Raw genomic sequence first — 11,876 nt, 5'->3', positions numbered from 1 at the left:
TCTGCACTTGCTTTTGCGGCTAACAAAAAACATTTCACAAAATCAAGCACAGAAAGATTTCGAGAGTACATAAAGTGGGAGAGGAGGGATTTTATGGATCAGATGGCGAAAGGGCTGCTCTTCGGAGCAGCCGTACTGAGCTTGGCGGCTGCGGGATGTTTTCCCGCTGCCGCGGCATCCATCAATCAGGTCAGGATTCGGCTGGCAGCAGAAGAGTTTGATGAAATGGGAATGCCTGTTTTGGAGGCAGAAAGCCGGGACAGGGCATATAGCGTCACTGGTGTGGAACGAATCTCCGGTGATTCGGCAAGCGGACCGGCGATGGATGGGGCAGAGGTGGAAAAAAAAGAAAATGAACAATATAAAGGGAGCATACAAGCCGACTCTGAAAATATAGGTACTAAAGAAGTTTCTTTAGAAGAACGAAAGATAGAAGAAATCCATGCAGAAGAACCTGCTCCGGAAATTCTATACGAAATAGAACTGGAATCCGACGCAGATGATTCTTTTTCCGTCCTTCGCCAGGAGGACATCCAGTTTTCAGGGCTTGGCGCGGTATGCAGCAAGGCAGTTCGGAAAGATAATGGCACTACGTTGCTTTTGACGATCGAATTACAGGATGCCGGAGAGATAATAGGAACGGTGGATGCAGCAGGCTGGGCGGAAAGAGGAATTGGCAGGTGGAAGAAAGCGCCGGGGGCTTCGGCATATTTGGTGATGCTTTACCGGGATGCGAAGCGTGTCGGACATCCGCATCGGACGAGTGCTGAACAGTACGATTTTGTACCGTTGATGCAGACTGCGGGTGTATATCATTTTAAAGTGATTCCTCTGACAAAGCAGGGAAAGCGTGGTCAGGCAGCAGAATCGGCATGGAGGAAAGTGACGGAGGCAGGGGCAGCTCAAAACCGGGAAGAATGGGGAGGGAAAAAGCCGGGATGGCAGCCAGAAGGGGAAATTCCATCGTATATTTTAAAAGATGGTGCATACCCGCAGATGGATTCTCTTTTGATTGGGGAAAAGTATGAGCAGTTTAATGAAAAGGGGGAAAACGTGTCGCGAACCGTAATATTTTGAGGATTTTCGTATAATTTATAAAAATCAGTTGAAAAAGCAGAAGAAATGTGATAGCATACCTCACATAAGTTCGTTCCTGTTTACTGAACCGTCCTGACGAGTGATCGAAGGTCAGTCAGGCAGGGACACTCTGGAGAGTCTCCAAGAAGGAGCGCCGAAGGTGTAAGACGGATGCACGTCCATGGTATTCGTTGATCTCTCAGGCAAAAGGACAGGGCATACAACCAATCACAATGGAACCAGGGGATGAGTTCTATTGTATGCATATGTTCTACTCTTTGGAGAGCTGATTTGTATCAGCTCTTATTTTATTACTCGATCCCGGATTTACAAAAGAGCCGGAATCGTAACGAAAACATAGAGGAGGATAAAAAATGGACACGATTTTGACACTGGTAAACAAAGGCAATGATTTTCTGTGGAGTTTTCTTCTGCTGATTCTGCTGTGTGGAACGGGCATCTATTACACGATTCGTCTCAAATTCATTCAGGTAAGAAAATTTGGAGAGGGCTGCAAGCATGTGTTTGGACATTTCAGCCTGAACGGAGAAAAACATGAAAAAGGGGAAATGAGCCCGTTTCAGTCGATCATGACGGCGATCGCAGCACAGGTTGGTACTGGTAACCTGGCAGGTGCGGCGACAGCGCTGTTTGGCGGCGGTCCGGGGGCAATCTTCTGGATGTGGCTGAGCGCGTTCTTCGGAATGGCGACCATCTACTCCGAGGCGGTTCTGGCACAGACCTACAAGACAGAGGTAAATGGTGAGGTGACAGGCGGACCTGTCTACTACATCAAGGCGGCATTTAAAGGTAATTTTGGAAAGGTATTATCCACTCTGTTTGCTATCTTTATTGTTTTAGCACTTGGGTTTATGGGCAATATGGTACAGTCCAACTCGATCGGTGCTGCGTTTACAGAGGTATTTCAGGTATATGGAATCAATATTCCGCCGATCACGATCGGTCTTGTGCTGGCAGTACTGGCAGGATTCATTTTCATTGGTGGAACCAAACGTCTGGCAGCTGTGGTAGAGAAGGTTGTGCCAGTTATGGCAGGCGTTTACATTGTAGGAAGCCTGATTCTGATTGGTCTTCATATCAATCACGTGCCGACAGCATTTATGATGATCATCAAGGGCGCGTTTGATCCGAAAGCGGTAATGGGCGCTGGTGCTGGTATCACCGTCCGCGAAGCAATCCGTTTTGGTGTAGCGAGAGGACTTTTCTCCAATGAGGCAGGTATGGGTTCCACACCGCATGCTCACGCACGTGCGAAAGCAGAAAGCCCGCATCATCAGGGGCTTTGTGCGATGATCAGTGTCTTTATTGATACATTTGTTATTTTAAATCTGACCGTATTTGCAGTCCTGACAACGGATGCGATGAGCTCCGGCAAGGATGGTACAGCGCTGACGCAGGCGGCATTCATGCAGAGTTTTGGAAACTTTGGTTCTATTTTTATTGCGATCTGCCTGCTGTTCTTCGCATTTTCGACGATTCTGGGATGGCATTTCTTTGGCCTGACGAATGCGAAATATCTGTTCGGCGAGGGGGCGGCAAAGGTTTATTCCTTCATCGTAGTGATTTGTATTGTCATTGGTTCTATGTTAAAGGTAAATTTAGTATGGGCTCTGGCAGATTTCTTCAACGCGCTGATGGTTATTCCGAACGTTTTGGCATTACTTGCATTGAGTCATGTGGTTGTGGCGGCTGATCGGAAAACGGAAGCGATCACGAAAAATGTGACCCAGGCATATCAGATTGCGGAAGAAAAGTAAGAGCAAATAAAAAGAAGATAAAAGGTAACTGTTCAGTAGGTCTGCGCGTGACTGTGAAGGTACTGAACAGTTACGATAGAAGTGAATTGTAAGCGTAAAAAGCGAGCATTAAACAATCATTCAAAAAAAGACCTGCTTATGTAGTGAAATACATAGGCGGGTCTTTTTTAAACATAGGAAACTTCGTTCTATGACAAAGAACGCTCCGCGGGATGCGCACTCACGCGAAGAAGAAAGATATCGCAAGCGACCGCGCTCGGCGCGAGAATGTGCCAAGGCACATTCTTTATTCAAAATGAAAACAAATAAAAACCCAAAAGTCCCTAAACAGCTGCCATTACCTTCCGCTCTCTGTAAAAATAAGGAGTTTCTCTCTTTGCTGTCTGCTTTTTAAGTGTTTCATCGGTCAATTTGCGGACAGACTGCAAAATCCTCAGATGCGTCTCCAGAGGGAGTGCATCAACGGTCAGTTCCGCTTTTTTCGTGCACCCATCCACACCGCCTGCTGCCACAACCCGGCGGAGCAATTCTGTCTCGGTGCGGTCAGAGGGGAGAAGATTCCGTCCCAATTCCAGGGAGAGCAGGGAGGCAATGCCCCAGCCCCACCAGTTGGAAACGCCGCTTGCCAGCGTCAGGTCTGCTGCTTCTGCGGTGCAGATAAGTTCGCCGTGTGGAACACCTGCGAGAATTTCACGGCGGAAGGTCCCCATTCCCATCTCGTTGCCGCCATCTCCGATGGAAATGACCGTGGCACCAGCTTCTCTGGCAGCAGACAGGAAAAGAGCCGAATCCGTGATCATGTCGTCGAGCTGTTCACCGCGCATGCTGTGATAATGTCCGTTTTCAGCTTTACCTGGGCGCTCCAGGCTGATCAGATGGGTCGGTTTTGCATCACGGATAAAGGTGCGGATAAAGTTATCCGTATTCTGTTCCGGCAGACGGATCAAGGTTGCCTGCGGAGCGCGGAAGCGGAGAGCCGCTTCCAGATGCGGATAAGAAGACCAGTCGGTTACGACTGACACGCCGCAGCCAGCTGCCGTCAGCGCTGCTGCGAGGTTGGCAGTTCCGGAAGGTCCATCCGTCTCGCCGGTAATAGAACCGTCTGGCATTCGAACCGGGAAACCGGTCAGAAGAACGGCTCTTTTCGCATGGGCGAGAGAAGCAGACACAGCCGCAAGTGGGGAAGCAGGCAGAGATGCTAAAAGTCCGCGACCGCCAAAATCCTGTTTCATAATTGAATCTAAAGTTTCATAAAAAGTCATGGTATCAATCCTCCAGGTATACTGCATTGTGCAGAAATTGACAGGGGATTTTCTATCTGGATGATCCGAGCGCTTATTTACTGGATAATTTCCAAATCAAAAAAGATTGAAAGCAGTCCGGTATGGTAGCTGTATCGGAATCATGTGCAATAAAAAAAGACCCACGTATCCTGTAAGATTCATGGCTCTTATTTACGAAGGGAGCATCCGGGCAGGAGTCCCGATAAATAAAAGAATCTGTTTTGTTATAATTATATTGTAAATGAAAAATATCAGACTGTCAATTCCAAATTTATTTTACGGCTGACAGAAAGCAAAATTTGGAATATAATAAAAAAATGGGGTAACTGTTCAGTAGGTCAGCGCATTTACTGCGCTGACCGTACGAAAATATGGGTCAGCAGGCAAAAATCCCATTGCCGTAGGCAATTTTTAATGGATTTTTGCTTGTGGCTGTGAAGGTACTGAACAGCTACAAAATAGGCATATAAACAAGCTCAGAAATAAAAGCAGACAAGAAAATGGATAGAGAGAATGAAACGAGAATCAAATGAGATAAAAAAAGAAAATGACCGCGCCGCATCGTTCATGCGCTTCTGCGAGGTAGTCCGCCATCTCCGTGCCGAGGACGGCTGTCCGTGGGATCGGGCGCAGACGCATACATCGCTGAAACCGTACTGCATTGAAGAAGCGGCAGAGGTGATTGGCGGTATCAATATCTGGGAGGCGACCGGCGATGCGGAGAACCTGAAAGAAGAACTGGGGGATTTAATGCTGCAGATTCTTCTTCACGCGCAGATCGCGGAGGAAGAAGGACTGTTTACGATACGGGAGGTCATGGATGGCGCCAGTGAAAAAATGATCCGCCGCCATCCGCACGTGTTTGGTAAGTCGATGCTGTCCGAACAGGGAGAACCGGTCACGGATTGGGATGCAATCAAGAAGCAGGAAAAAGCCGGAAAAGAGTGGACGGAAGCGTATCTTCCGGGAGCGCTGGAAGAGGCGGGGAAACTGCTCGAGCGGGCAAAAGAGCGGAAAGGCATCAAAAAATAACATTTGAGATGCTTCAATACTGAAATAAATAGAAAAATCTATATATAAAAAGGCATTCGGTCAAAATGGAATGCCTTCGTTCATTTATAAATGCTAATTCGTACTTTTCGGCAAAGACTGACTTTCTTTTACCAGATCTTCTAAAGTAATATTATAGAAGAAATTGTGTACAACCTGATCAAAGCGTTTCCACATCGGCAGGGTCACGCAGCTTGTCTGACGTTCGCACGGCGGCGCATCCGGTGCAAGGCAGGCAACGGAAGAGAGAGAGCCTTCGGTCAGTTCCAGAATCTCTCCGGCGGTATATTCATTAATCGGACGGGTCAGACGGTAACCGCCGCCTTTGCCGCGCTGTCCTTCCAGTAATTTATTTTTGACCAGAACCTTCAAGATGATTTCCAGATACTTTTCAGAAATCTGCTGACGGGTGGCAATTTCATTCAGTGGTATATATCCAGCAGAATTTTGTTCCGCCAGATCGATCATAACGCGCAGGGCGTATCTTCCTTTTGTTGATATCATTCGGTAACCTCCTTACTATTAACCAATTATAACGCAAGGTAATAGGACTTTCAAGGAGAAAAGCGTGGAAAACAAAGAAAAAAAGTTTTTTCCTAATACCTATTGAAAAAGTTGGTTTATAAGAGTATCATTAAGCCATCGAGTTCGGAAAGAACATGAAAATGAAAAGGAGGCAGATACAATGGCAAGACAGAATATTGTATGGAATGGAAATCTGATGTGTTGTTGTCGAATGTGTAATTCCCGGGCATTTTATATGGTCAGGTAAATTTGCATATCTGCCGTTCAAGAGATGACAACGATTTAAGATGCAAGCCATTTGCCCGGGAGCTTAAAGAAGATTAAGCGGTCCGGCTTTTTATTTGCCCAAAAAGCCAAATATACATTTGCATAAGCAAATATAATAATGCGGAAAAGCAATTATTTTATAGAAAGCTTGAAAATAAATGGAAAAACGCTTGCTCAAATAAAAAAATGAATATAAAATAAAAACGAATTTACATACTAGGAAATAAACTTTCAGAAAAAGAAAGAGAGGTATTTTGAGATGGGAAACTATAGATTTGAGACTCTTCAGTTACACGTAGGTCAGGAGCAGCCGGATCCGGCAACCGATTCCAGAGCCGTTCCGATTTATCAGACCACTTCTTATGTATTTAAAAATTCCGCTCATGCGGCAGCACGTTTTGGTCTGGCAGATGCCGGTAACATTTACGGACGTCTGACCAACTCCACACAGGATGTATTTGAGAAGAGAATCGCAGCACTGGAGGGCGGCGTTGCAGCACTGGCAACCGCATCCGGCGCAGCTGCTATTACATATACAATCGAGGCACTGGCAGCAGACGGCGGTCACATCGTAGCACAGAAGACCATCTACGGAGGCAGCTATAACCTTTTAGAGCATACACTTTCCCATTTCGGTGTATCTACAACTTTCGCAGATGCTCATAATCTGGAAGCGGTAGAAGGTGCAATTCAGGAAAATACCCGTGCTATCTATCTGGAGACTCTCGGAAATCCGAATAGTGATATTCCGGACATCGATGCGATTGCTGAAATTGCACACAAACACGGACTTCCGTTAGTCATTGACAATACATTTGGCACACCGTACCTGATTCGCCCGATCGAGCATGGCGCAGATATTGTCGTACATTCCGCTACCAAGTTCATCGGCGGACACGGAACCACTCTGGGCGGCATCATCGTAGATTCCGGTAAATTTGACTGGAAAGCAAGCGGCAAATATCCGGCAATCGCAGATCCGAATCCGAGCTATCACGGCGTATCTTTCGTAGAGGCAGCAGGTCCGGCAGCATTCGTCACCTACATCCGCGCTATCCTTCTGCGTGATATGGGCGCTACGATTTCCCCGTTCAACGCATTCCTGCTTCTTCAGGGAACTGAGACACTGTCTCTGCGTATCGACCGTCATGTAGAAAATACCAAGAAGGTTGTTGAGTACCTGTCAAAACATCCGTTAGTAGAGCACGTTAATCATCCGTCTCTGCCGAATCATCCGGATCATGCACTGTATGAGAAATATTTCCCGAACGGCGGCGCTTCTATATTCACCTTTGAGATCAAGGGCGGACAGGCAGAAGCTCATAAGTTCATCGACAACCTGCAGCTCTTCTCCCTGTTAGCAAACGTAGCAGATGTAAAGAGCCTGGTTATCCATCCAGCAACAACAACCCACTCCCAGCTGACTGACGAGGAGCTGGCAGATCAGGGCATTAAGCAGAACACCATCCGTCTGTCCATCGGTACCGAGCATATCGACGATATCATCGAGGATCTGGAGCGTGGATTTGCAGCTCTGAAATAAGTAAGAGTGTGTCGGGCTGAGAATCCGAGCATATACATAATAAATGGTAAATTGATAAAATGCGGTGTCATCTGCCAACTCTTCTTTAAGCAGGGAAGAACGGCAGATAACGCTGCATTTTTACTATTCCATTTTGGAAGAAAACGGCGTAGAAAAATTCATGCCAAACTGCCTTTTACAGGGTAAAATGCTGAATTGTTGGGATTTAAGGGGGAAACGGGGAGGCGAGTCTTGACAATAAGGGCGGATAAGTGGTAATTTATCAGATAGAAGGATACAGAGCTGTACATTTGTGATATAGGGGGGCTCTGGATTCCACCATAAAATTTAAGAATGAGGTGCGAAAAATGCAGGAGATGAAACCGATTAAAGAAGGAAAAGTCCGTGAAATCTATGACAATGGAGACAGTCTGATTATGGTTGCAACGGATCGTATCAGTTGCTTTGATGTTATCTTACATAATGAAGTGACAAACAAAGGCAAGGTACTGACACAGATGTCCAAGTTCTGGTTTGACCTTACGAAAGATATTATCCCGAATCACATGATTTCTGTAGATGTAAAAGATATGCCGGAATTCTTCCAGCAGGAGAAATTCGAAGGAAAGAGCATGATGTGCCGTAAGCTTGAGATGCTTCCGATTGAGTGCATCGTCCGCGGTTATATCACAGGAAGCGGTTGGGCAAGTTACCAGAAGACCGGAAAAGTTTGTGGGATTGAATTGCCGGAAGGCTTAAAAGAGTCTGACAAATTGCCAGAGCCGATCTACACACCGTCCACTAAGGCAGAGATTGGCGATCATGATGAAAACATCTCCTACGAGCAGAGCGTAGATCATCTGGAAAAATACTTCCCGGGCAAGGGAAAAGAGTATGCAGATAAGCTGCGTGAATACACGATTGCACTTTACAAAAAATGTGCGGAGTACGCACTGGAAAAAGGTATTATCATCGCAGATACCAAGTTTGAGTTTGGTCTGGATGAGAGTGGCAACATCGTTCTTGGTGACGAGATGCTGACTCCGGACAGCTCCCGTTTTTGGCCGGCACAGGGCTACGAGGCAGGACATTCTCAGCCGTCTTTCGACAAGCAGTTTGCACGCGATTGGCTGACCGCTCATCCGGGCAATGACTGGACACTCCCGCAGGAGATCGTAGACAAGACCATTGAAAAATATCTTCAGAGCTATGAGATGCTGACCGGCGAAAAGCTGGCATAAGCGGATCGCTCGATGCAGCCAGTCAGGCAGCGGAAGAAAGTGCATTGAATAAAAGTAAAAAAGCTGCTGTGAAAAGGATGAAATTCTTGTTTCGCGGCAGCTTTTATATATGGAAAATAGAAAACAAATATATCGATAGTTCGCGATCAGCAGCAGAGGGACTGTTTACAGATGGGGGCTTTTGAAAGGGGAAATGAAAGATGCGCGATTTTATGGATTTATTTAGCTTAAAAGGGAAAAAAGCGATCGTCACGGGCGGGACCAGAGGGCTCGGCTATGGCATGGCAGAGGGACTGTGCAGAGCGGGGGCGGAGGTTGCCATTTTGGGAACAAGTGAGAAGGTGCGGGAGAGCGCAGATGCGCTTGCACGGATAACCGGGGCGGTGGTTCACGGAATAGTGGGAGATCTGGTAAGAGAAGAGGAGGTTCCGGATATCTATAAGCACCTGGTGGAAAGCCTTGACGGTCAGGCGGATATATTGGTAAACTGTGCGGGAGTTCAGCACCGGTGCGTGGCAGAAGATTTTCCGATGGAAGAGTGGAATCGGGTTCTGCGAGTAAATTTAGGTGCTATGTTCCAGATGTCTCAGCTGGCGGCGCGGGATATGCTGCAGCGTGGATACGGCAGAATTATTAATGTGGCATCGATGACATCCTTTTTCGGAAGTGTGATGATACCGGCATACGCGGCAAGTAAGGGTGGCGTGGCGCAGCTCACGAAAGCCTGCTCTAATGAATGGTCGTCGCGTGGTGTGACCGTCAATGCGATCGCACCTGGTTATATGGAGACAAAGCTCACATCGGATATGAAAGCCAAAAATCCGGGTCAGTATGAAGAGGTAACGGCGCGGATCCCGATGCACCGCTGGGGAAAGGCGGAGGATCTGGCAGGAATTACCGTGTTTTTAGCGAGTGACGCGGCAGAATATATAACGGGAGCGGTAATCCCGGTGGATGGCGGCTATCTGGCGAAGTAAACGAGAGAAAAGGAAAGAAATATGAATCTATTTGATATAGTAGGTCCGGTGATGGTCGGACCGTCCAGTTCCCACACAGCGGGCGCGGTTCGGATTGGATTTGTGGCGCAGAAGCTTCTTGGGGAACCGGTTAAGCGGGCAAGGATTGGTCTGTATGGCTCATTTCTGGCAACGGGAACCGGACACGGAACCCAGAAAGCACTGATTGCGGGACTTTTAGGGATGGCGCCGGATGACATGCGGATTCCGGACAGCTTCCACCTGGCAGAGGAGAAGGGGATTGAGTTTTCCTTTGATGAAGCCAATTTAAAAGAGGCGCATCCAAATTCGGCGGAACTGGAGCTTGAGGGCGTTTCTGGGCGCAGCCTGACGGTAGTAGGTGAATCCCTGGGTGGCTCACGGATTAATATTGCGAAGGTTGATGGGATCGATGCCAATTTTTCCGGCAGTTATCCAACCTTGGTTGTCCACAATGACGATCAGCCGGGACATGTGGCGGATGTGACGGCGATGCTGGCGCACAAATCGATCAACATTGCGACGATGCAGCTCTACCGTGCGGCGCGCGGCGGCATGGCAGTGATGGTTATTGAGTGTGATCAAGAGATTCCGGAAGAAGGGCTTGTGTGGCTGCGCCGCCAGGAGGGCATCAGGAAGGTAACGTATTTAAGTCTTCGATAGGAAGAGTTCATATAAGAAAAGGAATGGAACGGGAAAATGGAAATGTTATATCATTCAGTGAATGATCTGATCCGCTTAGCGAACGAATATCAGATTCCGCTTTGGAAGGTGGTTCTTCTGGCGGATGTGCAGGAACGCCAGGTGACGGTGGAAGAATCGTTTGAAACAATGCGGCAGATGTATCAGGCGATGCGCCAGGCAGATCAGGGATACGATGGCTCGATTGTCTCGGCGAGTGGAATGGCTGGCGGCGACGGAGAAAAACTGCACGCATACAATGCCTCCGGTCGCAGCCTGGCGGGCGGATACATGGGGCTTGTGATGGAAAAAGCGGTGAAAATGGGAGAGTCCAACGCCTGTATGAAACGAATCGTGGCGGCTCCGACGGCGGGCGCATGCGGGGTGATTCCGGCGGTGTTTTTGTCGTATGAGGAATATTGTAAGGAAACGGAGAACCGGATGGTCGAGGCGCTCTTTGTCAGTGCAGGAATCGGTGCGGTTATTGCAGAAAATGCGAGCATCGCCGGTGCATCGGGTGGATGTCAGGCGGAGATTGGTTCGGCGAGTGCGATGGCAGCAGGGGGGCTGGCATATCTGCAGGGGGGCGACGCGGAGTGTATCGCGAATGCAGCGGCATTTGCCCTCAAAAATATGTTGGGATTGACCTGTGATCCGGTCTGTGGTCTAGTTGAAGTTCCGTGTATCAAGCGGAATTCCGCCGGCGCCGTCAATGCGGCGGTCAGTGCGCAGATGGCAATGGCGGGAATCAAGAGTGCAATCCCGGCAGACGAGGTCATAGATTCCATGCGTCGGATCGGCAATGCGCTTCCGGCTGCTTTACGCGAGACAAGTGAAGGCGGTCTGGCAGTGACCGAGAGTGCCAGAAAGATAGCGGAACGGATGGGAAAGAAGGAACACATTGCTAAGAAAACCCGGGAAAGCAATGAAAATCAATAGAACCAGACAGCACGCGATTGCAGAACCTGTCAGAACAGTTCCGGTTGCTGATGAGAAGATAAAATTGTAGAAGAAAGAGCAGCAATATAGAAAAAGCTCTGTTTAAATGATGCCAGAATATTCTTAAAAATCACAAAAAAATATATAAAATAGCAAATTTAGAAAAATGCTTGACTTTCTGGGAATGCTCTGGTATCATAACATACGTCCTTGAGACAAGGACAAAAACAAAACACGAAACGAAAGAAATGATTTGAAGATTCTTGATAAGCTCAGAAAAAATTTCAAAAAAAACGTGGATTTGTAAAAAAAATAAAAAAATGTTGACAAAAGCAAAAACTTTTGATAAACTATAAAAGTTGACGCTGAGACAACAACAAAGAACCTTGAAAACTGAACAGTATGTAAAACCCTGAAAATTCTAAGAACAAAGGCTTTTGGTTAAGCCTTGAAGTTCAAGAGAACATTCAGAACAAAACCAAAACAACAGTAATAACGGTTAAAATTAGCCAAGCGAA

The 11,876-nt window shown here is 47.3% G+C and carries 10 protein-coding genes and 1 riboswitch; of the genes, 8 read left to right on the top strand and 2 right to left on the bottom strand.

The window, feature by feature from the left end; all coding sequences use genetic code 11:
• Positions 1-93 precede the first annotated feature (93 nt).
• A complete protein-coding gene (locus DWX76_RS04080) occupies positions 94-1,077 on the top strand; it encodes a hypothetical protein (protein ID WP_118570163.1) in 984 nt (327 codons plus the stop codon).
• 120 nt (positions 1,078-1,197) lie between these two features.
• Positions 1,198-1,302: riboswitch (glycine riboswitch) on the top strand.
• Positions 1,303-1,451: 149 nt separating this feature from the next.
• A complete protein-coding gene (locus DWX76_RS04075) occupies positions 1,452-2,855 on the top strand; it encodes an alanine/glycine:cation symporter family protein (RefSeq protein WP_117796152.1) in 1,404 nt (467 codons plus the stop codon).
• Positions 2,856-3,178: 323 nt separating this feature from the next.
• Here DWX76_RS04075 and DWX76_RS04070 read toward each other — a convergent pair whose 3' ends face one another.
• Positions 3,179-4,117 (bottom strand): DUF4392 domain-containing protein, encoded by a 939-nt coding sequence (locus tag DWX76_RS04070; protein ID WP_118570162.1) that lies wholly within the window; start codon positions 4,115-4,117, stop codon positions 3,179-3,181.
• Positions 4,118-4,651: 534 nt separating this feature from the next.
• Between DWX76_RS04070 and DWX76_RS04065 the strand changes: the two genes are divergently transcribed.
• Complete coding sequence (locus tag DWX76_RS04065; protein ID WP_182429723.1) at positions 4,652-5,170, top strand: MazG nucleotide pyrophosphohydrolase domain-containing protein; 519 nt, start codon at positions 4,652-4,654, stop codon at positions 5,168-5,170.
• A 93-nt stretch (positions 5,171-5,263) separates the two neighbouring features.
• On the opposite strand, the gene DWX76_RS04060 is transcribed toward DWX76_RS04065, so the two are convergent.
• Positions 5,264-5,692 (bottom strand): RrF2 family transcriptional regulator, encoded by a 429-nt coding sequence (locus tag DWX76_RS04060; protein WP_022359441.1) that lies wholly within the window; start codon positions 5,690-5,692, stop codon positions 5,264-5,266.
• A gap of 547 nt (positions 5,693-6,239) precedes the next feature.
• On the opposite strand from DWX76_RS04060, the gene DWX76_RS04055 reads away from it, so the two are divergent.
• The 5 genes from DWX76_RS04055 to sdaAA all read left to right on the top strand — a co-directional run bounded on the left by DWX76_RS04055 (position 6,240) and on the right by sdaAA (position 11,358).
• The gene (locus tag DWX76_RS04055) at positions 6,240-7,523 is read left to right on the top strand and encodes an O-acetylhomoserine aminocarboxypropyltransferase/cysteine synthase family protein (protein ID WP_118570161.1); all 1,284 of its coding nucleotides are present in this window, start codon (positions 6,240-6,242) and stop codon (positions 7,521-7,523) included.
• A gap of 347 nt (positions 7,524-7,870) precedes the next feature.
• A complete protein-coding gene (locus DWX76_RS04050; protein ID WP_118570160.1) occupies positions 7,871-8,743 on the top strand; it encodes a phosphoribosylaminoimidazolesuccinocarboxamide synthase in 873 nt (290 codons plus the stop codon).
• A gap of 200 nt (positions 8,744-8,943) precedes the next feature.
• The gene (locus DWX76_RS04045; RefSeq protein WP_118570159.1) at positions 8,944-9,720 is read left to right on the top strand and encodes an SDR family oxidoreductase; all 777 of its coding nucleotides are present in this window, start codon (positions 8,944-8,946) and stop codon (positions 9,718-9,720) included.
• A gap of 21 nt (positions 9,721-9,741) precedes the next feature.
• A complete protein-coding gene (gene sdaAB, locus DWX76_RS04040; RefSeq protein WP_118570158.1) occupies positions 9,742-10,401 on the top strand; it encodes an L-serine ammonia-lyase, iron-sulfur-dependent subunit beta in 660 nt (219 codons plus the stop codon).
• A 42-nt stretch (positions 10,402-10,443) separates the two neighbouring features.
• A complete protein-coding gene (sdaAA, locus tag DWX76_RS04035) occupies positions 10,444-11,358 on the top strand; it encodes an L-serine ammonia-lyase, iron-sulfur-dependent, subunit alpha (protein WP_118570203.1) in 915 nt (304 codons plus the stop codon).
• Positions 11,359-11,876 lie beyond the last annotated feature (518 nt).

It is taken from the genome of Clostridium sp. AF21-20LB (assembly GCF_003478795.1).
Classification (GTDB): Bacteria; Bacillota; Clostridia; order Lachnospirales; family Lachnospiraceae; genus Otoolea; species Otoolea fessa.
This window is presented reverse-complemented; position numbering and strand designations above follow the sequence as displayed.

Excerpts from the sequence above, each read along its gene's own strand:
- DWX76_RS04080 (WP_118570163.1), top strand. The coding sequence starts at position 94 with ATGGATCAGATGGCGAAAGGGCTGCTCTTCGGAGCAGCCGTACTGAGC.
- DWX76_RS04075 (WP_117796152.1), top strand. The coding sequence starts at position 1,452 with ATGGACACGATTTTGACACTGGTAAACAAAGGCAATGATTTTCTGTGG.
- DWX76_RS04070 (WP_118570162.1), bottom strand. The coding sequence starts at position 4,117 with ATGACTTTTTATGAAACTTTAGATTCAATTATGAAACAGGATTTTGGC.
- DWX76_RS04065 (WP_182429723.1), top strand. The coding sequence starts at position 4,652 with ATGAAACGAGAATCAAATGAGATAAAAAAAGAAAATGACCGCGCCGCA.
- DWX76_RS04060 (WP_022359441.1), bottom strand. The coding sequence starts at position 5,692 with ATGATATCAACAAAAGGAAGATACGCCCTGCGCGTTATGATCGATCTG.
- DWX76_RS04055 (WP_118570161.1), top strand. The coding sequence starts at position 6,240 with ATGGGAAACTATAGATTTGAGACTCTTCAGTTACACGTAGGTCAGGAG.
- DWX76_RS04050 (WP_118570160.1), top strand. The coding sequence starts at position 7,871 with ATGCAGGAGATGAAACCGATTAAAGAAGGAAAAGTCCGTGAAATCTAT.
- DWX76_RS04045 (WP_118570159.1), top strand. The coding sequence starts at position 8,944 with ATGCGCGATTTTATGGATTTATTTAGCTTAAAAGGGAAAAAAGCGATC.
- sdaAB (WP_118570158.1), top strand. The coding sequence starts at position 9,742 with ATGAATCTATTTGATATAGTAGGTCCGGTGATGGTCGGACCGTCCAGT.
- sdaAA (WP_118570203.1), top strand. The coding sequence starts at position 10,444 with ATGTTATATCATTCAGTGAATGATCTGATCCGCTTAGCGAACGAATAT.